Origin of the sequence: Limibacter armeniacum (assembly GCF_036880985.1) — a bacterium.
Classification (GTDB): domain Bacteria; phylum Bacteroidota; class Bacteroidia; order Cytophagales; family Flammeovirgaceae; genus Limibacter; species Limibacter armeniacum.
In genome coordinates, this window is the sequence record NZ_JBAJNO010000008.1 from 1,012,944 (window position 1) to 1,039,608 (window position 26,665).

At 38.6% G+C, this 26,665-nt stretch carries 17 protein-coding genes; 14 read left to right on the plus strand and 3 right to left on the minus strand.

Features of this window, described 5'->3' with window-relative positions; genetic code table 11:
* The first annotated feature begins 289 nt into the window (after positions 1-289).
* From V6R21_RS10015 to V6R21_RS10050, 8 genes are all read left to right on the plus strand, one after another.
* Complete coding sequence (locus V6R21_RS10015; RefSeq protein WP_334243293.1) at positions 290-1,909, plus strand: calcineurin-like phosphoesterase family protein; 1,620 nt, start codon at positions 290-292, stop codon at positions 1,907-1,909.
* 183 nt (positions 1,910-2,092) lie between these two features.
* Entirely contained in the window at positions 2,093-5,788 is a 3,696-nt protein-coding gene (locus V6R21_RS10020; protein ID WP_334243295.1) for a two-component regulator propeller domain-containing protein, read from the plus strand.
* 338 nt (positions 5,789-6,126) lie between these two features.
* Positions 6,127-9,180, plus strand: coding sequence for a SusC/RagA family TonB-linked outer membrane protein (locus V6R21_RS10025; RefSeq protein WP_334243296.1), 3,054 nt, complete (start codon positions 6,127-6,129; stop codon positions 9,178-9,180).
* A gap of 12 nt (positions 9,181-9,192) precedes the next feature.
* A complete protein-coding gene (locus V6R21_RS10030) occupies positions 9,193-10,773 on the plus strand; it encodes a RagB/SusD family nutrient uptake outer membrane protein (RefSeq protein WP_334243298.1) in 1,581 nt (526 codons plus the stop codon).
* A 138-nt stretch (positions 10,774-10,911) separates the two neighbouring features.
* Positions 10,912-12,741 (plus strand): alkaline phosphatase, encoded by a 1,830-nt coding sequence (locus V6R21_RS10035; RefSeq protein WP_334243300.1) that lies wholly within the window; start codon positions 10,912-10,914, stop codon positions 12,739-12,741.
* 11 nt (positions 12,742-12,752) lie between these two features.
* Entirely contained in the window at positions 12,753-13,853 is a 1,101-nt protein-coding gene (locus V6R21_RS10040; RefSeq protein ID WP_334243301.1) for a sulfatase-like hydrolase/transferase, read from the plus strand.
* Between the two features lie 381 nt (positions 13,854-14,234).
* Positions 14,235-15,032, plus strand: a complete 798-nt coding sequence (locus tag V6R21_RS10045; protein ID WP_334243304.1) for an arylamine N-acetyltransferase family protein — start codon at positions 14,235-14,237, stop codon at positions 15,030-15,032.
* 240 nt (positions 15,033-15,272) lie between these two features.
* Positions 15,273-15,848 (plus strand): YdeI/OmpD-associated family protein, encoded by a 576-nt coding sequence (locus V6R21_RS10050; RefSeq protein ID WP_334243306.1) that lies wholly within the window; start codon positions 15,273-15,275, stop codon positions 15,846-15,848.
* Positions 15,849-16,124: 276 nt separating this feature from the next.
* Here the strand turns inward: V6R21_RS10050 and V6R21_RS10055 are convergent, their stop codons facing one another.
* Positions 16,125-16,898, minus strand: a complete 774-nt coding sequence (locus V6R21_RS10055; protein WP_334243308.1) for a hypothetical protein — start codon at positions 16,896-16,898, stop codon at positions 16,125-16,127.
* Between the two features lie 426 nt (positions 16,899-17,324).
* On the opposite strand from V6R21_RS10055, the gene V6R21_RS10060 reads away from it, so the two are divergent.
* Positions 17,325-18,239 carry a hypothetical protein gene (locus tag V6R21_RS10060; protein WP_334243310.1) on the plus strand — a complete coding sequence of 305 codons (915 nt, stop codon included), beginning with the start codon at positions 17,325-17,327 and terminating at the stop codon, positions 18,237-18,239.
* Here the strand turns inward: V6R21_RS10060 and V6R21_RS10065 are convergent.
* A complete protein-coding gene (locus V6R21_RS10065) occupies positions 18,234-19,340 on the minus strand; it encodes an IS4 family transposase (protein ID WP_334240759.1) in 1,107 nt (368 codons plus the stop codon). The two genes, V6R21_RS10060 and V6R21_RS10065, sit on opposite strands and share 6 nt — an antisense overlap.
* Before the next feature lie 632 nt (positions 19,341-19,972).
* Between V6R21_RS10065 and V6R21_RS10070 the strand changes: the two genes are divergently transcribed.
* The 3 genes from V6R21_RS10070 to V6R21_RS10080 all read left to right on the plus strand — a co-directional run bounded on the left by V6R21_RS10070 (position 19,973) and on the right by V6R21_RS10080 (position 23,112).
* Positions 19,973-20,911 carry an SDR family NAD(P)-dependent oxidoreductase gene (locus V6R21_RS10070; RefSeq protein ID WP_334243312.1) on the plus strand — a complete coding sequence of 313 codons (939 nt, stop codon included), beginning with the start codon at positions 19,973-19,975 and terminating at the stop codon, positions 20,909-20,911.
* 66 nt (positions 20,912-20,977) lie between these two features.
* A complete protein-coding gene (locus V6R21_RS10075) occupies positions 20,978-21,892 on the plus strand; it encodes a helix-turn-helix domain-containing protein (protein WP_334243314.1) in 915 nt (304 codons plus the stop codon).
* 335 nt (positions 21,893-22,227) lie between these two features.
* Positions 22,228-23,112, plus strand: a complete 885-nt coding sequence (locus V6R21_RS10080) for an AraC family transcriptional regulator (RefSeq protein WP_334243315.1) — start codon at positions 22,228-22,230, stop codon at positions 23,110-23,112.
* A 384-nt stretch (positions 23,113-23,496) separates the two neighbouring features.
* On the opposite strand, the gene V6R21_RS10085 is transcribed toward V6R21_RS10080, so the two are convergent.
* Positions 23,497-24,636 (minus strand): acyltransferase family protein, encoded by a 1,140-nt coding sequence (locus V6R21_RS10085; RefSeq protein ID WP_334243317.1) that lies wholly within the window; start codon positions 24,634-24,636, stop codon positions 23,497-23,499.
* Positions 24,637-25,155: 519 nt separating this feature from the next.
* Here V6R21_RS10085 and V6R21_RS10090 point away from each other — a divergent pair.
* Together V6R21_RS10090 and azu are read left to right on the plus strand one after the other, a co-directional pair.
* On the plus strand, positions 25,156-26,058 hold the full coding sequence (locus V6R21_RS10090; RefSeq protein ID WP_334243319.1) for a helix-turn-helix domain-containing protein: 903 nt from the start codon (positions 25,156-25,158) through the stop codon (positions 26,056-26,058).
* 82 nt (positions 26,059-26,140) lie between these two features.
* Positions 26,141-26,659, plus strand: a complete 519-nt coding sequence (gene azu, locus V6R21_RS10095; protein WP_334243321.1) for an azurin — start codon at positions 26,141-26,143, stop codon at positions 26,657-26,659.
* The last annotated feature ends 6 nt before the right edge of the window (positions 26,660-26,665 follow it).

A 26,665-nucleotide genomic window follows, 5' to 3' on the forward strand; every position in this document is an offset into this window, starting at 1 on the left:
AGCTTGTTTTTGGGAGAATGAAATGGAGCTGAAAAGCAGTAAAGGCAGCAGTAGTTTCTACAAAATGCCGCTTAAAATTAATGGAATCTTTATGTTGAAGTAAAACAATAAGGTAGTCTCAGTCTGCCATTTTTTGAACTCTGATTAGCTTTTCTTTATATCACTCTATCTTTTAAAGTATTACTTCGACCAGTGTGCAGGTATATTGTTATACAAGCTTTAAGAGAGAGACTAACGATACTTTAATATTTTTTTGACTATCAAGTTTTATTTTTATCAAACAACAGCTATGATTAAAAACATTCACACAAACTTCATATTGACGGTAATTGCATGGTTATTAATCTTCAATTTTCAGACAGCTAACGGAAAGACTATTTACTTAAAAGGAAAAGTCTACAATGACCTTAACAGAAACGGTTTCTATGACAAAGAAGAGAAAGGGGTTGCAGGTGTCAGCGTTTCAAATGGTACTGAGGTAGTCGTAACGGATAGCAATGGGGATTATAAAATTCCTGTCTCAGCCTACCAAACCGTTTTCGTTATCAAACCTTCAGGATATCAGCTTCCAATGGATGAGTTTGGAATTTCAAAAGGGTATTATCATTACTATCCTGAAGGAACTCCACCAATGGATGGTCCCGGTATAGCACCGACAGGAAAGCTCCCAAAACAGTTGGATTTCGGACTGTATAAGGTTGAGGAGAAAACGACATTTAAAATAGCATTATGGGGTGATACACAGGCAGGTGGAGAGGTAGATTGGAACCATATCAACAAGCTTGTAGCTGAGGAAATCATTAAGGATGGGGGAGTGGACTTTAGCGTTTTACTGGGAGATATCACGCATGATAATGTCAATATATTTTCAGCGGCCAAGCAGACATTGAAAATATGTAAGATGCCTATGCATGTTGTTCCTGGTAACCATGACAGGGATTATGATGTACTGGCAACTGACCCTGCCTTGGATATGACTTCCTTTAAAAATGCCTTTGGTCCTTCACATTATGCCTTTAATTATGGAAAGGTTCATTTCATTGTCCTCAACGATATTGTAACTGTTACATCAGATTTAATAACAACCAACACACATGGTGATTATGAGGAGAAGCTAAGCAAAGAGCAGCTTGATTTTGTAAAGAACGATCTTGCATTTGTTCCGAAAGACCGATTGGTGGTTTTTTGTCAGCACGCTCCGTTGGCTGATATTTCCAACTATCAGGAGTTACAACAGCTTTTAGCTGACAGGCAAAACTTGCTGGCAATATCAGGTCATAACCATTGGTTACATCAGGAATACCTGTCTGTTAGTGAAGATAACGTCATGCATGAAATCATTGCAGGTGCAACATGTGGGTCTATTTGGACAGGTGCACTAGATTGGGAAGGTATTCCTTTATCCGTTATGAGCGATGGCGTTCCGAAAGGATACGCTTACCTGATGGTTGATGGTACAGATTACAAGCTGCAGTACAAGGCTTCCAAAATGCCTGTAGACAAGCAGATGCAAATATGGATTTATGAAAAAAATAAATGGGATTGGGGAATGAGCGTTCCAGAAAATTTAACCGAAAGGAGCATCGTTGCCAATGTTTTTACAGGTTCGGACAGCACAATGGTAACCATGCGGATTGATGAAGGAGAATGGCAACCGATGGACAAAAAACTTATACCCGACCCATACTTGATCAGGTGGAGATATTTGGAGTCGAAAGGTGTCGGTGTTTCCGATATGACCAATACGCTAAACTTCAGCCCTGTTCAGGAAAACCCTCATATCTGGGTTGGCAGTTACCCTGAAACCCTTTCGACAGGCGTGCATAAAGTGGAAATCAAGACACAAGATCCAATCTTTGGCAATTTCTATGATGTCCGTGTATTTAGGGTGAATGGCTCCGGTGAATAATCATTTCTTTAATGGAGCACAGTTTTATGAAAAGACAACTGTGCTTCATCTTTAGTTTACCAAAGGTTCATCTGAGGATAAATAATTTTTATATGAAAGAACCTAATTTGCCCTGATAACAATTAAACTAAACATGACGCATTTGTAATGCTTATTTGCAAGTGCCAAGGCAGACTTCTTCAGATGAATCAACATAGATATACAAAGACACGATTAGTGATTTTGCTTTGTTTCCTCTCTTCAATCAGCTTGGGGCAAAACCTCAAATTCAGAACACTTCAAGTAGAAGATGGTCTTTCCAACAACTCTGTCAATGATTTTATAAATGATTCTACAGGGGCACTTTGGATAGCAACATGGGATGGATTGAATCACTTCAATGGACATGAATTTAAAATTTACCGACACGATGAAAATGACAGTTCATCAATTCCCAGTAACTTTATTTATGGATTGGATCAAGATAAGGATAAACGTATTTGGGTTAAATCCAGTGTTAATACTATAAGCCTACTGAAAGAAGACCATTCCTTTCAAAACTATACCTTTCATTCCCCAATAGAAACGCATGGAATCAATAATCAAGGGGAAATGATGGTAGTTATTGATAAAGATACGCTAGTGTATGGCGATCAGAAATTTCATCCGTGTGGTGGCTATCACTTTAGAGAAGACAAGACTGGAAAATATAAAAAACTGTTGCTTGACCATTTTCCAGAGGCAACAATTCGGGATGTACTGCTACGAAAAAATGGAGATATCTGGTTTGCTACCTTAACCGATGGACTAATCATTTATTCATTGGAGAAAGGGAATATGGCAACCCCTAAATTTCACCAATACCTCTCTGATAGCTTCAACCCATACAGCTTAAGGAGCAATGAGATATACAATCTTCATGAAGATACTTTCGGTAATATCTGGCTAGGAACAAAAGATGGCGGTATAAGTATTGTACTGAACAACTCAGATGAGATCCATGCCATTTATGCCCATCCTGTAGCCAATCCGAATTTGCCCAGTGAAACTGTAAGGGCGGTAACACAAGATCACCAAAACAACTTGTGGCTTGGTTACTATAATGCAGGTTTGCTCTACAAGGCTCCACATAACACCATGTTTCAGTACATGGATTCCACGATTTATAAAGGGAACAAAGACTGGAAAAGAATCAGAAGTCTATTTACAGATAAGTTTGGGAATGTTTGGGTTGGAACCTATGCCGGCATTATGAGAATTACGCCCCAAAAGCATGTTACACATTTTTCCACTTCCGAACATAAGTACCTACGCAGTAACCGAACCTATAATTTTTGTGAAACAGAGAATGCACTTTGGATTGCAGGATGGGATGGTATTTCAAAATTTGATTATGGAACCAACTCCTTTGTAGCATTTGAAGGGCAGGAAATGTTGGAAGGCTTTCATACCCGAAAGATACTGGCTGACAAGGATACCCTATGGATTGCCACTGAAAAAAATGGGGTGATTGTTTTCAGTTCGGGTAAACTGGATTTTATCAAAAAGCAGCATGGTATCCTGAACGACAATGCATATGACCTATGGAAAGATACTCAAACGGGCAATTTGTGGATCGCTACCCGAAGTGGAATTTCCATTTACCATCCAGAGAAAGGCATTCAGCATAATATTCAAAAAAAAGACGGCTTACCAAGTGAGTTGGTTTACGGTCTGCTGGAAGGGAATGAGGAGATTTGGTCAAGTACTACGGCAGGAATAGTTTCCATAGATAAAAAGAGTTATGCTGCAAAGTTGTACCCATGGAAGCAGGGTTGGCAAGGACCAGAATTTGCAGAAGGAGCGCATTATAAAAACAATGCAGGCGTCCTGTATTTTGGAGGGGTGGACGGAATCAATTATTTCTTGCCTAACAGGATGCATGCTGCACAAAATTTTCCGCTGCTGCATTTGAAGAAATCAACTGATTGGGAGCAAACACTTCAGCATGGAAAATTTTCAGCATCAGTGGAAAGTGTTGGCTTTCTTGAAAAACCACAGAACGATATCGTCTACCGCCTTAAGCCATTGCAAAGCGACTGGCAATTGCTTGACAAGGATGGTAAAATTGCATTTGAACATCTGCCTGCTGGAAGCTATACCCTGCAAGTGGGTAATTCGCAAGAGATAGATCATGGAAATTGGCAACAGGTCGGTTTTGACGTACCGGCTTCCATTTGGGACTCTCCTGCTTTTTGGCTGTTTCTGGCTGGTTCAGTTTCCATTGTATTTCTGTATTGGCGAAACAGGCAAGTAAGGGCAGTTCAAGCAAAACTGGAGGCAAAAGTAGCTGAACGTACAGCAACCATCTTGCAGCAGAAGGAGAAACTTGAGGCCAAAAACAAAGAGATCTCTAGCCAAAAAGGGGAGTTGCTGTCACTCTATCAGCGACATCAGGACAATGAGCTTGAAGTAGAGCAGCTCAAGCAATATTTTATGGGACAATTCCGTAAACCACTATCTGAGTTTAAGGAAGGGTTTGAACAGCTCAGGTCACGTGACAATTCACTGAAAATAGAATTGAACTACTTATTGGATCAGATAGTAAATGAGCTGGATCAATGGGATAGCATAGAGCGGGTTAATGAACCGAATAACCAACTGTCTGAAAAAATGACCGTCACCTCCCTGCCTCATCTTTTTGAAGGTCTGGTAAAACAGGTGAATACCTTACTTAAAAAATACTCCATTGAGTTAAAGGAAGAAATAGAACTATCCCATGAATGGGTGGAGTTACCAGTCCAAGACTGTAAAGAACTTTGGCTCTATACATTCAAGGAAATTATCAAGTACCTATCAAGTCATACGACCATCAACCTAAAAATAAGGGAATTAGACAATAATCATCTCTCTATCAACATACAGGTTTCAAGCACACTTTTTCATGACAGTTTTGAGGAAATCTGGCAGTTCAGCCCTTATCTCAAAAAAGGGAAAGTCATCATGGAGCAATTGGGTGGTCAGTTAACCTATGAGATGACTTCACCCGAACAGGTCAGTATAAAGCTGTCACTCCCATTCAACACTTTGGATCAGAGTGAAGGTAAAGGGTACTTCAAACATTGGAAGTTTTTTGAATTCTCAGAATCATTGAATCCTGACAAACCGAATGTACTGTTGGTAGGAGAGAAGTATGAGCTTGACCATATGCTTTCCCTATTGGAAGATGACCGTTTTGATGTATTGGTTGAGGAAAATATAGAAGTGATAGAGCAGTCCATTCATCACCCAAACATAGACGCCCTTATTATACATAATGGTCATGCCAATAAGCGTTTGGTAAACCTAATCAAAAAGGTGAAAACAGAGCGGAAGGAAATTCCAGTTCTCTATACCTATGATAGACTTGATTATTCTATCCATGAAAAACTGCTGGATCTAGGGGTTGATCTGGTGATACAGTTACCCGCCAATGCAAGTTTGCTGACCAAGCAACTCTCCACCCTTATCAAGAAGAGTCATCAGTTGGTCAGTCATGAGAAGCCGGTTTCTCTTCTGATAAATGATGATAAGCCTTTGTCGTTGAGTCCAAATGAAAAACTGGTTAGGGATGGTATTGAACTCATCAACCAACATATTGATGATGCCGACTTTAAAGTCAATACGTTGAGTGACCTGCTTCAGATCAGCCAAATAAAATGCTATAGAGTCTTCAAGGATGTATTGGGCAAATCACCTTCTGATATCATCATCGAGTTGAGACTTGAAAAGGCAGAGCAGCTGATCAAAGCTAACAAGCTCAATATCGCTGAAGTCAGTTACACCTGTGGCTTCAACGATCCAAGGTACTTCAGTAAGGTATTTAAGAAACACTTTGGTCAATCACCTAAAAACTACCAAAAGGGAGTTAAAGGACGATAAAGTGAGTTCCCTTGTGATTATCCATCTCCCACAATCAAGTTAGATATTTTGAAAACTGAGTATGCTCCAAAGCGGGGCATGCTCAGGCCTGTTCTTTATGCACCGACCTCTGTATTTCTTACTTGCTTGGACGGTTTTATATGAACGGGGTATAAACCATTTGTTGACGTACTGATATGCGATAGTTAAGGCATTGTTGCTGAAGAAAAAGTACCACATCAGCGGTGTTTCAGACCACTTTTTTGAAAGGATATTACAACTATTTGAAATAATAATACCACTGATTTCTGAGTGTCTGAACTTCATTTGCAGTGTTTCAAACACAAAAAATCACTTCAATGAAAAGTAAATTTATCTCGGTTTTTATCATCTGTTTAGCACTTGTCATACAGGTGCATGCACAGTCAGTTATTAAAGGTACTGTGCTGGACAAAGAAAGTGATACTCCTCTACCAGGTGCCAGTATTGTTCCCAACGGCAATTCTTCATTGGGATCGATATCAGCAGCTGACGGAACATTTACCCTAACAGTTCCTGAAGAAAAGGGAGAAATCTGGATTTCCTTTATAGGCATGGAGCCAAAGGCTGTTCCTTACAATGGCGATGCTACACTGACTGTCTATATGGAAGTGGCAGCACACCAGTTGGATGAAGTGGTGATGATTGGATACGGTTCTTCCAGAAAAGAAGACCTGACCTCATCGGTATCATCGGTAGCAGGGGTTGAACAGATCAACAACAGGGCGGTGACGAACCTGAATGACTTTTTGCAAGGTAGTGTGCCTGGGGTGACAGTCTTGCAACAAGGTGGTGATCCTTCCGCTCAGAGCCAGATCGTAATCAGGGGAATCGGTTCATTTGCCAACGAAACACCTCTTACAGTAGTGGACGGTGTCCCATACTACGGTCCTGCCATTAACCCTAACGATATTGCTTCGATATCCATTCTTAAGGATGCTTCTGCAGCTGCTATCTATGGAGCGCAAGCAGCTTCAGGTGTAATTGTAATCGAGACTAAAAAAGGAAAGCTTGGTGGACCTGAAATTACATTCGACACTTATGTAGGTGTACAGCAAGCAGGAAACCTGCCAACGCCTCTTACGGCACAACAACAGTCTGAAGTGTACAACTTGGCGGCTGACAATGCAGGCGTTGAAAGACAGGCCGCTCACAACGCTACCCTTAACCCATGGGGACAGGTCAACAGAACAAACTGGGTAGATGAGATCTTTAGAGAAGCTGCGATCTACAATGCCAACCTGAATGTAAGCGGTGCCAGTGAAAATGTTCGCTATATGTCATCAGTAGGCTACCAGAAAAAAGAAGGTGTTTTGGTTGGTACAGACTACGAACGCCTGAACGCAAGACTGAAGGTTGACTTCTTTTTGACAGACAAGATTGAAGTTGGTGAAAATGTCTATTTCTCGCATACGAATGCCGTTGGTACTAACTCTACCAGTTCTTATTCAGGGTCTATCATCAATGCGATCTATATGCCATCGGCAGCTCCTGTCTATGATGAGAATGGTAACTTCCACGGGGTTGTACCTGAATCGCTATCTGATTATGCAGGTGCTTATGGTGACGTTTACAATCCTGTAGGACAACTACTGAGACCAACTGTAGACAATCCAGTCAATTACCTGAATTCAAATACTTATTTCAAATATGATATTCTGGATGGACTGACATTCAAATCAACATTGAGTGCGAGTGTGTCTAGCTCGAAGTATAAAAAGTTCTCACCGAAAATTCCTGAGCTGGGAAGAACAAACCTTCAAAACTACCTCTATCAGGAATATAGCAACACGAACCGTTGGAACTGGGAAAATCAGGTGACTTACCAGAAGTCATTCGGCAAGCATAACCTGAACCTGACAGGAATTTACTCAGCCCAAAAGACCAACTACGAGTCTTACTATCAGGAAGGAAGAGGATTTAGTAGTGAGGCAGCATTTAACCAATTTATGGGTAATGCTTCTGAAATATTTACACCAGTCACTGATGTGTATGAAGATGCACTGACCTCTGCCATTGGTCGTGTTATGTACAATTATGCCAATAAGTATTTTGTTTCTGCCAGTGTCAGAAGGGATGAAACTTCCAGACTGGCTATCGCAAACCAGGCAAGTGTTTTCCCATCAGTTTCGGGTGCATGGAAAATTTCAGAGGAGCCGTTTTTCTCTTCCAATATCTTCTCTCACATGAAAGTAAGAGCATCTTGGGGACGTATTGGAAATATTAATTCTGTGGGTTATTACTCATTTGATGTGCCATTGAGCACGCAGAATGTGATCATTGGAGAAGATGGGGCACTCAATGACCGTGGCGTGTATGCAGGTCGCCAATCTAACCCAGATTTGGAATGGGAAATTTCAGAGTCTTCCGATTTCGGTTTCGATGCTAGCTTCCTCAACAACAAGGTAGATTTGACATTTGACTACTTCGTGAAAACAACGAAAGGCATGATTCTGCCGGGCTTGGAAGACCTTCATCAAGGTACTGCTGCTCCGGATGTAAATGGTGGAGAAGTACAAAACAAGGGTATTGAACTTTCAATAGGATACAACGGTCAGGCAGGGCCTGTTAAGGTTGGAGTCAGAGGAAATATCAATATCATGAAAAATGAGCTGGTAAACCTTGATGGTTACAACAACAGTGATATCGATTTTATCTCTCACACTGATGATGTAAGAAGCATTTTGCGTCCATACAGGTCTACGGTAGGTCAGCCATTGTATGCTACTTACTTGGTTCCTTACGAAGGTATTTTCCAGTCACAAGCTGAGATCGATTCTTATACTAAAGACGGACAGCTGATTCAGCCGAATGCACAACCGGGTGACTTCAAGTTTACGGACGTAAATGGTGATGGCAGCATTACGGATGATGACAGGGTCTATATGGACAGCTATATGCCTGACTTTACCTACGGTCTGAACCTGACGCTTGGATACAAGGGCTTTGACGCATCCATGATTTTCCAAGGTGTATCAGGAGTGAAAGTGTTCAACGGGTACAAGTTTACCGCTTACAATGCCTCTCAGTCAGGATATAACCTTGATAACCGTGTATTGGATGCATGGTCTGTGGACAACATAAATGCCGATATCCCAAGACTTTCAACCAAGGATGACAACAGCAACTTCAGCACACCATCAAGCTGGTATCTAGAGGATGCTTCCTATGTAAGGCTGAAAAACCTGACCATTGGTTACACTTTCCCTTCAATTGGAGGACTGAAAAACTTCAGGGTTTATGCAGCTGGAGAGAACCTGTTCACCATTACTAACTATAGCGGTATGGATCCGGAAGTTGGAGGCAAAGGTCTTGACGTGGCAAAATATCCAGTTGCCAGAACATTTACAGTAGGCTTATCATTGACTTTATAATCAGCACACATCATGCGTAAAAATATTATTAGATCAGTTTCAGCATTAATGATTGCCCTTTCAGTGGGCGCGTGTTCTGACGAGTTCACTAATCTAGAACCAAAGGGAAGTACTTCATACGAAAACTTCTTCAGAACAGAGCAGGATGCCATAGAAGCGGCAAACAGCATGTATTTCTACATGAAGGATGAGGATATGTTTTCAAGGGGATTCTTCTGGTATATCAATGCATCTGACGATATGGTAACAGGTCGTGTAAATGGTACGGCTGACAATATCAAGAATTTCAAGATGACTGGTGAAGAAGGGTATACGTACTGGATGTATCCACAGAGTTATAAGATAATCCGTAGAGCCAATGACGTATTGTTGAATGTGGCAGATATGGAAATCAGCGAGTCATTGAAAAACAGGATTTTGGGAGAAGCTTATTTTATGAGAGCATTCCATTATTTCTGGTTGGCTCATACTTATGGCGACAACGGTGACAATGGTGGTGTTCCGATCCTTACAGAGGAGAACATGTTTGATGATGCTGGCAGCTACAGCCGACCAACCAGCGTAGTTGAAAACTATGCGCAGATTATTGGGGATTTGGAAAAAGCAGTAGCGCTTCTACCGTTGTTTACTGAATACAGTGCGGATGATTTGGGAAGAGCCCATAAGGATGCAGCGTTGGCTTACATGGCTAAAACATACCTTTATTGGGCGCAGTATGATGACTCTAAATATGAGGAAGTAATCAAGTATGCAGATGCCGTGACTAACTCAGGCTCAGGAAGGGCACTATATGACACAGGTAACCCTGAAGAGGATTTCAGGTTGCTGCATAGCCATTTAAATAACTGGGGACCAGAATACATTTGGACGGTCGATTCAGGTGTCAATGGCGGAAGCAAGTTGCCCGGTGTTGCATTGGAAAATAAAGGTTGGGGTAAATACAACGGATGGGGGTATTATACGCCAACACAAGAACTTTATGATGAATTTGAGGACAATGATCCAAGAAGAGGGGTAACCATTCTGAAGTTTGGTGATTCTTTCAAGTTTTTTGGGGAGGAAAAAAGATACCAGTCCGAAAACTCTTTGTCTGGATTGCAATTCAACAAGTACATGTATGAGTACCAGTTTGAGGATCCAATCGGTAGTTATATCAACCCGAATGGTGACGACCCTACTACGCTGTACAATGTGCCAGTTATGCGATATGCTGAAGTGTTACTGATGAAAGCCGAGGCATTGATTATGCTTGGTCGAAATGGAGACGAGCCTTTGAACATGGTAAGGGAAAGAGCTGGTTTGAATCCTGTAACAGGAGCTACAATGGAAGACCTGAAACATGAAAGAAGGGTAGAGCTTGCGGGCGAGTTTGCGAACAGGCACTTTGATCTGGTAAGATGGGGCGATGCGAAGGAAGCTTACAGCAAGCCACTGCATGGCAGAATCCATGCAGACAAGACTGATCCGGATTCACCTTTCAATATAGGAGAAGTATGGCCTGCAAGAAACTTTGATCCGTCATACATGCACGTATGGCCAATTCCAAATCAGGTTGTAAACTCTTCAGGTATCAGTCAAAACAAAGGCTGGTAACAACTAGCAAACAGGGTGTCGTAAAGAACATGACACCCTGTTATTATCCCAAATTTCTTGACATCAGCTTTCAATCAGCATCAATATATAACAAAGAGATCAGCATCAATATATAACAAAGAGATATCCGTAATTGAGATGAATGGCAATAACAGAAAATTGATCATCCTGCTAATTATCAGTGCAATAAAACTGGTGGTTGGCTTTGCTTGGGCGCAATCACCTCGAATTCATTCACATAATGATTATATTGGAAAAGTACCTTTTTGGGAAGCATTCAATAGCCATGCAGGTTCTATTGAAGCAGACGTAATCCTTTCAGAAGGTAAGTTGATGGTCGCTCATGAAGAAAGTTCAATCAAACCTGAGTGGACTTTAAGTAATGTTTACCTTGACCCTATCCGACAGGCAAAAACATTGGGAATGCTGGAGTCTCATAATTTCCAGTTGGTTGTTGAAATCAAGACCGATGCAAAAAAAACGTTGGCAGTGCTAGAGCCGGAACTGGAGAAGTATAAGACACTATGGTATACTGAAACTAACCCCAAGGGTATCAAGATTGTAATATCCGGAAACAAGCCACCTGTTCAGGACTACAATCAGTATCCTGACTATATCTTCTTTGACTACCAAGGGTTACCTCAGGAAAACCTGCCGCTGGAGAAAATTGCCATGTGCAGTTATGACTTCAAAAACTACTCTGAGTGGAACGGAAAAGGACGCATGATTGAAGCCCAGAAGCAAAAGGTACAAGCCATCATTGATGAGGTACACGCCTTGGGTAAACCTATCCGTTTTTGGGGAAGTCCAGACAAAAAAACGGCATGGAGAGCGTTTCATGCTATGGGAGTGGATTTCATCAATACTGATATACCATTCTTGGCCACTGATTACCTGACAAAATTACCTAGAAACACTTACAAGGTAGCTAAGCAACACAATATTTACTATCCGACCTATCAGGCAGATGGTCAGGGAAATCAGGTGGAGAACATTATTCTGATGATTGGAGACGGGAATGGTCTGACACAGATATCAGCCGGATTGGCTGCCAATGGGAATAAACTGAACCTGACTCAGCTGAAAAATATCGGATTGGTCAAGACACAATCATTTGATGACTTTGTCACTGACTCTGCTGCTGGTGGTTCAGCTTTGGCGACAGGAAACAAGACCAATAACAGGCATATTGGGGTGACACCTGAAGGGAATAGGGTAGAAAACTTATCGGAAGTATTGGCAAAATATGGCTTTGCAAGCGGTGTCGTGACCTCGGATGAGGTTTCTGGAGCAACACCATCAGCATTTTATGCTCACCAGACTGACAGAAACAAAACGGATGAGATCAATACTGATTTGTTGGATTGTAAACTGGATCTCTTTATAGGATATGGTAAGCAAGCCTTTCAGGATAAGTTGGATTCATTGGAAACAAGTGGATTTGATCTTGTGGAAAGCCTGAAAAAAGTAGGAAAAAGCAAAAGTGAAAGAGTGGGATACTTTCAGCCAGAATCAAATATCTCGGAAAGCATAGCCAACAGTTCTTACCTGCAAGAAGCAACCTCATCTGCATTATCATTTCTTTCTGCAAAGAAACAACCTTTTTTCCTGATGGTGGAAGGTTCAAATATCGATTTGGGTGGACACTGGAACAGTACAAAAGTGATGGTTGAGGAAGAACTCAATTTTGACAGGGCAATTGGTGAGGTTATGCGATATGTGGACGAACACCCAAATACGCTTTTGATTGTAACTGCAGACCATGAGACCAGTGGAGCGAGTTTGCCTTATGCCAATGTAGAGAAAGGAGAAGTGGAAATCGACTTTCATAGCTATGACCATACCGGTACGATGGTGCCCCTGTTTGCTTATGGCGCACATGCAAACCTGTTCTGTGGTGTATATGAAAACACTGCCGTATTTAAGAAGATTATTAGCTTAGTTGAAAAATATCACCAACCCAAATAACCGTAACTGAAATGAAAAAGATTGGCTTTCTTTTATTACTTATACTTTGTTCTCCAATACTGAAGGCTCAACAGACTGAAAATGTTTTTGTCATTACCTTGGATGGTCTTCGTTGGCAAGAACTGTTCGGTGGAGCAGATTCCTTGTTGGTAAATGATCCAGACTATGTGGATAAACCGGAAGAACTGACCAAGAGATTCTGGCGTCAAGACCCATTGGAAAGGCGTGAAATCCTGATGCCATTTTTCTGGAATGAGTTAGCCAAAAACGGGCAACTCTATGGCAACCGCCAATATGGAAACAAGGTTAATTGCTCCAACACAAAGTGGTTTTCTTACCCTGGATATCACGAGATACTTTGTGGTTTCGCTGATGATGAGCATGTGAACAGCAACAACAAGATCAACAATCCTAACCAGACAGTGTTGGAGTATCTGAATAACCAAAAGGCATATTCAGGTAAAGTGGCAGCTTTTGGCTCTTGGGATGTATTCCCCTTTATCATCAATAAAGAAAGAAGTGGCATACCAGTCAATGCAGGATTTGACACTGCCAAAGGCAAAAATCTCACTGAACGTGAAAAGCTGCTAAATGAACTGCAAAGTGAAATCAGAGGGCCTTGGTCAGGTGTTCGATTGGATCCTTTCACACATCATTATGCCTTGGAGTATATCAAAAAGAATAAACCCAAGGTGGTATTGATTGCCTATGGTGAAACGGATGACTTCGCACATGATGGAGAATATGACCAGTACTTGTATGCAGCTTACCAGACAGACCAATACATCAAAGCGTTGTGGGATTATGTGCAGTCTGATAAGCAATACAAAGACAAAACGACTTTTGTCATTACGACAGATCATGGCAGGGGCTCATACCCTAAAGAACAATGGAAACACCACGGTCATGAACAGAAAGGTTCTGACCAAATCTGGTTTGCTGTGATTGGTCCTGATACGCCTGCTTTGGGTGAAGTAAAAGAAGAAAGCCAATATTACCAAAAGCAGATAGCCAAAACTGTAGCTGCATTTTTAGGGGAGAATTATACAAATGAGAAGTTTGAAACTGGTACTGTCGTAAGGGATATGATCAGTAACCAAGCCTCAAAATAAGAGAACGAACTGGTCAGTAAGTGACTTGATTCCTTTAGATTGAATGGAGAAAGATGTAAAGAGCAGCCTTAGGGTTGCTCTTTTACTTTATTAAATCAAATCACAAAGTTTATTTCACTTATTCCATAAATTCTTTAGTAGTCAAGTGTTCTCCAAAATGGGGTACAATTTCACTAAGAACATAACCTTGTTGTATTCAGTTGAATGCTGAAGTTGCACCTAATCATTCGTTAAATCCCTTAAGGATTGTTAGATTGAGGCGGTGATGACTCAATGTTAAGAGGGACTGGCGAGTAAAAGGAATTCCAACTGTAAGTCGAACATTTGTACTTCTTTTCCTGTTCCTTAGGATACCGTTAGCCACTATTTAAAGAATAAGAAATGATGAGTTTTACATTGAATCAAAATGAATACCTAGAGCGAATTAATTACAAAGGGTCAACTTCTGAAGATTTTGAATCCCTGAAATCAATTCGTCTTGCTCAACATAGGTCAATCCCTTTTGAGAACTTTGATATATGTCTTGGTAAAGGTATTAGCCTCGAACCGGATGTGTTGGTAGAAAAGTTGATCAAGAATAAACGTGGTGGCTACTGTTTTGAACTAAATGGTCTTTTGTTGTTAGCGCTTAAATCATTCGGCTTTCAAACACAAGAATTATTGGGAAGAGTACACCTTGCAGGTGAACCAACAGGTAGAAGTCATTATGTGATTTTAGTGACAATTGGTGATGAAAAATGGTTGGTAGATGCGGGGTTTGGTGCAGAAACACCTTTAATTCCAATTCCTTTAGTGTGTAATCAAACTGTTTCTTTTGAGGGGCAATCATATCGATTAATAGAAAGTGAATTGTATGGTTTTATGCTTCAGAAGCAGTATGATACAGAGTGGAAAAACCTATATAGTGTCGATTTGAATCATGTTTGCCCTGGAGATATTGATTATGGGAATTATTATACTTCCACTAGTCCAAAATCTATATTTGTTCAAGGAAGAATTGCTACTATTCCTGTGGAAAATGGGAAGAAGACACTCTTTAACATGCAATTCAAAAAAGTAATTGATGGTAAAGAAGAAATAATAGACCTTGAGGAAGGAGAGTCTTATCTGAATATTTTAGAGAAAGAGTTTGGGATTGCACTAGGAGTGAAGTACAAAGATTTAAAACCTTTGCAATAAGAAAAACAGTAGCGATTGCAAGTTCACTGCAATATGGAATTCTATAAAAGACATCAACTACAGTACTTTGTTTAATATGCTGATTCTCTTTTGATAATTTGAAGAGGTGCGAAGAAGATGATGAAAAGGGCTGTAGTTGAGTGAGTCTCTATAAAACTGGGATTAGCTTTAATGTTTAGAAGGTCAAATTTGAATAAACGGTAGCTAGATATATCCATTAAAAATAGTACAAGCTAAAGTATGAAAGAAGTGGAAGATTATTGTCCTCAGAACAGACATGATTGGAGAAAATGGCTTGAGTTAAACCATAATAAGAAAGAAGCTGTTTGGCTCATTTTTTATAAGAAAAAATCCCCTCACTATAACCTAAGTTGGAGTGAGTCAGTTGATGAGGCGCTTTGTTTTGGTTGGATTGACAGTGTCAAAAAAACAATAGACACTGAGAAATACAAACAATACTTTACTAAACGAAAAGCAAAGAGTAATTGGTCGAAGGTCAATAAGGATAAAGTGAAAACCTTAATTGAACAAGGACTTATGAAAGAAGAAGGCTACAAAAGCATTGAAATTGCAAAAGAAAATGGTTCTTGGACAATTTTAGATGAAGTTGAAGCACTTGTAATTCCAGAAGATTTAAAAGCAGAATTTGCAAACCACAAAGGATCAATTGAATACTTTGAGAGTCTTAGTGCTTCCATAAAAAAGATTTTATTGCATTGGGTGGTTTCTGCTAAAAGATTAGAGACTAGACAAAAGAGAATGATTGAAATTGCTGAAAATGCTAGTAAAAAACTTAAACCAAAACAATTTAGGTAGCATAAAAAGCTTATAACAAGGGCTGAACTGTTTAGGTAACGGAGGGTAAGTTTTTTAGCATGCTTATTACCTTGGGATTATAAGCCATTCGGAAAGCCCTGTATTTTGGTAGGGAAGTGGCCTGCAAGGAGTAATCACCTTTATCCAGAAGATACATCAGTCTTGGGCTTGTCAGTAACAAGACAAGTGAATAAAAAATGCCACTATTATCACTACCATATGATTCAAAAGATTTTTGATACTATCATGATTTTCTATTACTTCGATTATCAAAAATTAGTTGATCTTTTCTCCCATCATTATACCATTGGGACCTTGTATTTGAAGACCTGATATTGCACCTGATGTGTCTGTAACAAAAGTAAGTTTCATAGTTTGGCTTTGGTCTAAAAACTTATGCTTTTCATAAGGTTTAATTTCTACCTTTTGGCCTTGGGCATCACCATAAAGTTTATTTCCCTCTTGAATAACCGACAAGGTAAAATCTGAAGAGAACTTATACTGTCCTAAGTATGCTGGAATCTCATCGGAAGACAATTTGATAAATGTAACATCAGAAATTACAGCACTTTCTTTCATTTTATGGTCATAGCTTATCATTCTGAAAGGCTTCCATTCATCATTCTCTAATAGCCATAGATTTGTGAATCTAGCCTCTACACTACCAAAAGAGTGTCTTCCTGTCTGAATAGCACCATACAGCACTCCATTATTATAAAGTGGGAACACCTCCATACTTCCCTGTTCAAGGATTCTTTTGGTTGTGTTCTTGCCCGAGCTGCATAGGTTTTCTTTTAAAGTTTGGATAAATGCAATTCGTGTATTGGTAATACCATCTTTGTCATGATAAAACTCAAAGTGCTCAGGCAATAGTGACTCAATTTGATCCAGATTGCATTCATTAAATCCCACATCAAACATCAAGCTGTCCTTTTCTTTTAGGACTCTGAACAAGTCTGAATCTTCTGAAACCTGAGCGTTTATAGAGTGGCTATAAAGGATACTTCCTAGGATACAGATCAATTGAATTTTTAAGATCGATAATTTCATAATTTTTATTATTAGTTTATTCTTTACCCTTTGGATGAGCTTGAGACTAAAAAGGTTACAACTTTTTTGATTATTTAAATGAAATAAAGGGGGAGAGGTAACAATAAAGATGAGTTGAGTCAGACCTAAAGATCTGATGGATTTAGCTTTTTTGTGACTGAATGATTGTATCTGTACCTTGATCTAAAAGGTCTAAAGGATTGGGAGGTTATGGAATATTGAGCAGCAGCAGAAAAGTACTATTTCAGAGCTTAGGGAGCTAAAGAGAAGGTGAGAAGTTTGGACAAGACAAAGAATCCACTAGCTTAAAGGAGGTTTGACATAGTGTGTGTATATAGTCCATGCACTAAGATCTTCAAATTTGACGAAATATATACCACTGTGTACTTTATATAATTTTTAGCTGTCACAATCAATCACCTTACAATGAAACCTGAAATCGAAAATAAATTATATAAAATCGAAAGTTTATGGAATCATTTCATTTGGGAATACAAGTTCTGCTCTCGTAAAATAAAATTCAATGATGATGTGAAAACCAACTATTTAGGTAGCATACTAGGTTATTTTTCAGATACTTTGGATTTGGCTTTCTCTACAAATAAACCAGTCAGTAATTCAGATAAGTTTTCTTTTTCAATGAGCTTGTTACAAGCCATTTACATCCATCAAGACTTTATTGAGGAACTATTGGAAATTTTCAAAACAGGAGTGAATAAAGGGGATTTAAAGGAAGATGAATCATACAGTATAAACCGAGAGTTACGGAATGAACTAATTGGACATCCAATTAGAAAGTTTGAAGGGAAATTGATCTCATCTACGCTATTTAGCTATCAAGCTAAACAAGATGAAATACAATATTTAAGATATCATAAAGACAATAATTTCGCTTTTGAATGCAGAACTGTTGGGATAGTAGAAATCCAAAAAAGACATCAAAAGTTTCTAGACAAGTATCTTGATATAATACTATCCAAGCTTAACTCAATCTTAAATGAATTTTTACTAGAATTAGATAAAGTAGAAGCTGTTAAAGAAAATAATGATTTTAATACATTATTGAAACTTATTGAATTGTATTTTGAGTCAATTTTCACGTCAGATTTTGCATACGATAAATCGTCATTACTGAGAATTTATAATCGAAAAAACGAACATTTAAGATATCAGAATTTTATCGATTGCTTCTATGTTGATCTCAAAGATTATTTGGAAGATACTAGGAAATATCTCGTTGATATTTTTGAAAGAAAATCAAGAATTGATTCTGATTTACAGAGTTTCAATCCACTAACTATTGAGTTTGTAACTACCACTCTACGGTACACTTTTTTATAACCAACTAAAAACCAGTTTTTCAGATGGTGTTTTGGAACTAATTCCCCTCCAAAACTTCTTCCAAAGTCCTTTGATCTCATTACCTACTTGGCGGGGTCTCGTACAGAAATGCTCCTGCAACAGATCTTTTCCCTTTCTGAAATAGCTGTTCTCCCTGTAACCGTGGTTCTTTACTTTTATGTTTTGTACTTTTTCATGGAAAGCCACGCCAAATAAGTGACAAACAGCAAAGGCCATACACACCACAGCAAAAAGTCTTTCAAGCCGATCCAATTTGGTCAGGTGAGTGGCTTCCAGGTTGAATCCCCGCCCTTTGAGCGACTGGAAGAACACCTCGATGCTCCACCGTTTTCTATAGCTTGACAGCAAGCCGCTTTTCATCAGGTTTGAGACTACGATCAGGTAGTCCTTTCGCCCGTTTTTATCCTTGGTCATCTGCATGGAAAGAGTCAGGTCCATTCCATAGATCGTCGCTCTTCGGTCAGTGCAACGAAAACCTTCTTTGCTCCATACCTCTCCTGTTTTCTCCACACCATCGATGTTGATTTTGTGGTGTGATGGAATCCGAACGCAGAAGACAATCCCTTGCATGGTCATAAACCGAAGCCACTTTTTGCCGATAAACTCTCGGTCTGCAATCACTTTCCCGATCCGCTCGGGAGGTACAATCTGAAGCACTTCCTTCAGCAAATCAATACGCTCCTGCTGGTGGCTGTTTCCTTTTTTGTCCAGTAGCCGAAAAGCCAGTGGGAAACCCACGCCATGACTGTAGGCCGTCACGGCCAGAATATTCACTGCCTGCTTTCTGGACTGCCAGTTGGTTCGGTCAATGCAGAGGGTGATCTTTCCGGATGGCAGGCAGGAAAACAACCATGCCATCAGGGCCTGATAATTGAACACAGCTCCTGACATAAAGCGTTTGACTTGCTTGGTCCGAGAAGCTTTTTGTGCCTTGGATGGCAAGTTTTTGGCTATCTGATGAAATTGCACATTTTCATCTTCCACCAAGGCCGTAATTAGCTTGGCTAGTACCTGTTTGCTTGGTTTGCCTTTGACGATTTGGAAACCGCAGAGGATTTCAAGTATATTTGCAGTCAACATAAAGGTAAAGGTCTGGCTTGTGGTTTTGGCGAACGGCAAAGTTAGACCTTTGCTTTTTCTTGCCCCAATCAGCCCTTAAATAACCTGCAAATATCCTGTAATCCAGTATTACACCCTTAACTCACTTTGTTATTAAAACTGTACCGTAGAGTGTGTAACTACTTCAGAGCATGATCAAACTGAGCAAATTCAGAGCAGAACAGACTATCATTATGAGATAGGTAAAATTGCCACTAAAAGAAATCTCAGAGACTTTGAGTTTTTTGGAGGTATACTAAGGTCTGAGCTGAAAGGAAGTCAATTAATTATTGATGAACTAGATCATATGGAACAAAATATTTCAAATGATATAGAATATTATTCTTCTCTAAAGTTGATTACAAAACAGCTTGAGGAGTACTAAAGTCGAACCACTAACAAATACTATTATCTACTTAGTAATAAGTATAAGGTGTTTTAATAGATTCTTTTATAGAAGTTTAAAAAGTCTAGCCTACGAGTGTTTATTGCGTGTTAGTGTTCATACTGATCAAGATATCAGTTAAATTTTTTGGATACAACAATGATCGATTTGGATACAAGTCGATTATCCTCCCCCCTTAACTTTGTTCCATATTTAGAAACAGATATTTATGGAATATATGGAAGCAACAAAAACAGTCATTATTACAGGTGGAAATTCAGGATTGGGGTTTGAGTGTGCAAAAACAATAGCCAAAGCAAATCAGGGTTGGCATATTGTACTTGCCTGTCGAAATGCCGAAAAAGGAATTCAGGCGACAAAGGTTACTACTGAGGAAACAGGAAACAAAAACGTGAGCTTTTTGAAATTAGACTTGGCTTCACTGGCATCTGTAAGAAATTTTGTTGCAGAATTCCAGTCCAAGCATTTACCTCCACTGCAGGGACTTGTATGCAACGCGGGTATAACATCTGGTGAATCAATTGAATATACAAAAGATGGGTTTGAATTAACTTTTGGGGTAAATCATTTAGGACACTTCTTGTTGACAAACCTCTTGCTTCCCCATTTTGCTGAACCTGCAAGAGTTGTTGTTGTCAGCAGTAATACCCATAACCCTGATATTAGAGAAGGTAAATTAGTTGGTCAAGCTATGTACTTGGGAGCTGAGAGATTAGCTCACCCCGATTCAGAGTATAAACTAAAATCAGGACCAAAATATACAACCTCGAAGTTGTGTAATCTTTTATTTGCTTATGAACTTGATAGAATTCTTCAAAAAGAGAATAAAAAGATTACCGTAAATTCTTTTGATCCAGGGGCGTGTCCCGGGACAAACCTTGCAGGTGAAAATAATATAAGAAAAACCATCATGGATAGTTGGTTTGGCAAATCGTTGCTTAAAATAATGGGTGTTGTAGCTAGTACGCCTGAAAAATCAGGTGAAGCCATGGCCCGATTGCTTCTGGATTCTAGATTAGAGAACGTAAGCGGAAAATATTTTCAGATATATGAAGATATTGCCTCATCAAAAGATTCATACAATAAAACATTTGCAAAGGAACTTTGGGAGGATAGTATTAAACTAACCAACTATCAGAATAGTTAATACAATTCTATCTTAATTACAGAAATTGTCGAGTAACTTTAGACGAAGTTTTAAATACGTTACTTCATGAAAAACAATGAGTTGCAAAGAATTAAAACTATTAACCAGTATCACCAGTTAATGGGGCTACTCAGTCCGGAGCACCCATTAATTAGTGTGATTGATTCTGAATTAATTATTGATTTTCAAGGCAAACAGTTGTTATCTTTTGTATTCGATTTCTATGCCATTGCAATTAAGCAAGACTTTAAAGGTAAAATGAGATATGGTCAACAGGTTTACGATTTTGATGAAGGGATGATGTCATTTGTGGCACCAGGCCAAGTATTCTCATTTGAAAACGAAGTAAATGTTCCAATTAAAGGTACCTTGATTCTAGTTCATCCTGATTTTTTATGGAGTACAACCTTGGCGAAGAAGATTAAAACGTATGAGTTCTTTGAGTATTCCAGCAATGAGGCCTTGTTTCTTTCTGAAAAAGAAGAAAAAATAATTACTAATATTATTGAGATCATTAAATATGAATACAAGGCAAACATTGATAGATTCAGCCACGACTTAATTATTGCACAGTTGGAACTACTGCTCATTTATTCCGACCGTTATTACAATCGTCAATTTCTTACCCGAAAAAAAAGTAATCATATTCTGATTGATCAATTTGAAGGCATTTTAAATAACTACATCAACAGCAATATGATTACTGAAAAAGGGTTGCCTACAGTGCAATATGTTTCTGACAAATTAAACGTAACACCAGGTTACTTGAGCAGGATGTTAAAAGCACTTACAGGCCAAAGTACCCAACAGCATATTCACGATAAATTAATTGAAAAAGCAAAGGAAAAGCTGTCTACCACTCAGGCTTCTGTCAGTGAAATAGCTTACGAATTAGGCTTTGAACATTCACAGTCGTTCAATAAACTATTCAAAATAAAAACCAACACTTCTCCCTTAGAGTTTAGGCAGTTATTTAGTTGAGTTGCAAGCCAAACTGAACTAGAACAAGCAATTCTGTCAATCGTTTTTGGGGGGATGAGTGCAAATAAGGAGAAGTAATTTCAGCCAAAGAATAGTTTCTAGGAAACAACAAGATTAGCCAAGCCCTTGATGGGTTTGGCTTTTTTTGTGGCTGATGCTTATTCTGGATTGAAATGAAAAAGACCCAAGCATTTAATATGCACTACTTGGGCCTATAAGGTATGAAGCATTTACCTTTCAGGTACAAATATAAAGGAACTCTCAATACTTGTATTGTCACTTTTTATATGATTATTGTCTTATATTTGTGTTTTGAGTGAGAAAATAGTCAAATCATGTATGAAAATGTTAAATATTGTGATGTGCCTATAGAGGCAGATAGGTCTTTCTTCTTTGATCATGTCCATATCGAGTGGGATCAACAAATCAAGTTTCACCAACATGCTGAATGGGAGCTGTCCTATATAATTACAGGCAGTGGTCATCGTATGGTGGGTAATGTGGCACAGTCATTTAGCTGCGGGGAAGTGGTACTTTTACCTCCTAATGTTCCGCACTGCTGGTCATTTGATGCTTATGATCATGACAAAGACGGCAAGATTGAGAATATAACTATTATTTTTCCTGAAGAAGTATTGGGAAAGCTTATTGAGGGTTTTCCGGAAATGAAGGAAAGTGTTTCTCAAATCAGATGTTATAAAGAGGCTGTCAGGTTTGAGGGAGCAACCCTTAAGGCCCTGCAAAAACGAATGCATGGCATGTTGCAGGAGAGTAGCCTTGAAAGATTGATCTCCCTTATCCGCTTGTTTGACATCATGGCTTCTACCAAGGAAACCTGTGTAGTTGGGGGAGTTATCAAGCAGAACAATAGTACTGCAAAAATTCAGGAGATATACCGGTATGTATTCAACTATTACCAACATCCTATCTCCTTGGATGACATTGCCCAACACGTCGGAATGAACCGATCTGCGTTCTGTGTTTTCTTTAAGCGAGCAAAAGGGGTGTCATTTGTTTCCTTTCTGAATGAATTTCGTGTCAATTCCTCTTGCCTAATGCTCCGTCAGACCAATATGTCTATCGCTGAGGTTTGCTATGCTGTTGGGTTTAATGATATTCCTTATTATAACCGGACTTTCAAGAAGCTGATGGGAATTACCCCTAAGAAATACAGGGAGCAATATCAGTTGTCTATTTCACAGGAGGAGTCTGTTAGTTAATGTGAGTGTATCTTTAATAAGAAGGATTGAAACTCATCACTACTATATATTGTGCTTTTTAGGACTGAAGAATGAGTAAAGCCTAGGAATGCAATAGACATAACCTAGGCTTTTGGGGTATGAGGCACAAATTTTGGAGATTATTGATCACAGCCATCACTATTATAGCTTAACCTCCTATGACAAATGTAGGTATACCGACGCTGTCTTAATTGTTGTATTTTATCTAAGAATTGTCAGATTTTTGCATTTATTACTTTTGTGCATCTTCATTATTCTTCATGAAGTGGCAATAAAAAAGGCCCAAGAATACCTAAGGTATTACTTGGACCTGAAAGTAAGTATATAACCTGAGTTTACCCTTCTCAGGCAATGCTTACAGAACTATTTTGAAGCACGGGCCATCGTGCGTTTTGTAAGCCACTTGCGTACAGGTACGTCATATAGCTTGAAACAAATATAGGCAAGGATAATACTTCCTATAAGTATGGTCAAAGCCACTGGAATCGACGCTGCCATGGAAACTTTGTTGTTGGCTACCCAAGCCATAAATACATAAGTCAGTGGGTAGTGGATGATGTATAAGGGGTAAGATATATCTCCCAAGAATTTACAGATAGTGGATGGTATTTTGCTTTCTACTTGTCCGCTAGCTCCAATGAATACTACCAGTGGGAAGACAAATATGATGGATAGGGAATCATAGAGACCATTCATCCATAGGTGATCATGTCCTCCGACTCTTGGTATTGAAAGTATAGCAACCAATATCAGGCAGCTCCACATAAATGCGTTCTTTATACTACCAGGTTTTACAGTACGTGAAAGAAAAAGACCAGCCAAAAATGGGTACAACAACCTTGTAAAGCCTATCCTCAATTGTGTTGAATCAATAGACCACCCTCCAATAATATCACCATGAGAACTTGTTACAGCCAGATGTATAAGTGCGCCACCTGAAATCAGTACCAGCAGGAACAATACCTTGTTCGAGACTTTTCTAAGGATTAATGCGTAAAGTATATTGGCTATATATTCAAAGAAAAGTGACCATGCAGGACCATTTAAAGGGTGCATTTCGCCCCATCCTCTAATATCCATAGATTTAGGGACAGGAAGTAATGTAAAGCCAATCAACATAACAGCCAACATTTTCAATAAGGAAACATCTGCTATACCGGGCCACATTGGGTTAGCCTGTTGGTAGAAGGTGATTGCACCAATCACCATCCCTACAATAATCATTGGGTGCAGGCGGATAAGGCGACGCTTAAAGAATTCCTTCAAGCTCATTTTATGCCATCTGTCATCGTAGGCATACCCTATTACAAAACCTGATAATAGAAAGAAAAAATCTACTGCAAGGTAGCCGTGATTGATAAGTTGCTTTACATGATCTCCTCCTGCGAAAGTTTCCAAAAGGTGGAACATGACAACAATTACAGCCGCTACACCGCGAAGTCCATCCAAGATGATGTAGTGTTTTTTAGTGTCTGTAAATGAGTGTGATATATTTGAGTTCATAGGTGATGTTGTTTGTTGTTTGGCGCAAAGTAAGGTGATAAGGTAATAATACAGTTGTCTTTTTTTATGTATTTATTGTCTGATATTTGCATCATATCTAACAACCATTGTGGCTTTTTTTGCTGATAGGCCATTAGTTTTTGTATCTATTTCACATTTCATGTGAGGGGTATATAGGAGTTTAACATTGTGTAATCCACGTTGTGGATAGGAGGAGGTAATTCCTAGATGTTTAAGAGAAATACCAAAAGACAATACACTTGCTTCAATTTATTATACCAAAATCGTGAGGTGGTAAGATTTTTAAATAGATAAGTAAGCCTCTAAAGGCAGATGTAAGTCTCATAGGTTTGTCACTGTTGTGATTTTCACACATTACATTACAATACCTAAAAAATCCTGTAGGTAAAGCTTCAAGAACAAACTTTGGTATGAACTAGTTTTTATAACTAAAGGCTAGAATCGAGAGTCCGTATGCTTTTTAGCCTGAACTTTTGTGTTGTATTAAAAAAAACAGCTATGGACAATAAAAATAGAATTCCAACCTTAAATCCAGTTGTTTTTAGGGATAGTTACATAAGAAACAATTCTGACGAACTATTGAATAATGCTAATGTCAATCATTTTTTTATTCACTCTTTTAAAGACGATCCTGTTAAACTTAGCATACCACTTCCTCCTCATAAAAAAACAGTAAATGATTTTGTATTTGTTACCAATGGAAGTATGATCATGTCTATAGGAATAGAGTCTTTTCATTTAAAGAAAAATGATTTTTTGTTCACTCCTAAGAATAATATTAGTTCTACAGAATACATGTCACCTAATCTTGAGGGATACTATTGTCATTTTTCAGATGATTTTATTATGGCTAATCCATTTGTTAAAATGTGGCAGTCTAATGATTTTGATAATAATTTGATAGGTGTTTCTGATAATTTAAATATCATATTGTCTCTTTTGAGTCGAATTGTTGAGCTATATAAGAGTGATGATGAAAGCCCTAACAAAGAAAAAGTGATATCTTTTTATGTTTCCACGCTAATGGCAGAGATCTTCTTAATTTCTGAAAAAACAGCCATTAATGGTAAAAAAGGAAATAGTACCTATTTGTCATTTAAAAACTTAGTAAATAAGCACCTTAAGGAACGTTTGAGTATTAAAGATTATGCTTCGTTGCTTCATGTTTCTCCTAATCATTTGAATAAAAAAATTAAAAATGAAACAGGTAAAGCAGCTACTGAAATAATCAATGAACTAACTATACTAGAAGCAAAGGTGCTTTTGCTTCAATCAAAAAGAACCGTAAGTGAAATTAGTGTAGAGTTAGGTTTTAATGATGTTTCCTATTTTAGTAGGTTTTTTAAAAATAAGACTCAGTATTCACCTTTAGAGTATAGAAATATGATTGATATGTCCTAATAATGGCAGGATATATTCAAGCCCTGTTATTTCTTCGCCAATTATCTTTGCAGAGAAATAATTATTAATAAAAACAATCAGTATGAAAATCACTCTTATCACTTCAATACTTTGTGTTGGGGCTACTATTCTTGTCTCTTGTAATAATAAAGACAAGAAGCATGATGTAGGTGCAAAGGCCAATGTATCGACAACTGAAAAAAGAAAAAATGTGCTTGAAAATGATACTATAAGGGTTACTGTAAACTCTAATGATAAAATGCAGTTTGATAAATCCAAGATAGTAGTTGGTGAGTATAGTACGGTTGTATTAACACTCAATCATACAGGGAAAATGCCAGTAACAGCAATGGGACACAATTTTGTGCTATTGGGTAAGGGTACACAAATTTCAGACTTTGCAAGGGATGCAATTCAGGCAAAAGAAAGCCAATATATACCATCTAGTCAAAAAAAGAATATAATAGCCTATACAGATTTGATTGGAGGTGGTGAAACTTCTACTATAACTTTTAAGGCTCCAATAAAAGGGACTTATGACTTTATTTGTTCATTTCCGGGTCATTACTCAATAATGAAAGGTAAGTTTATTGTGGAATAATTAGAA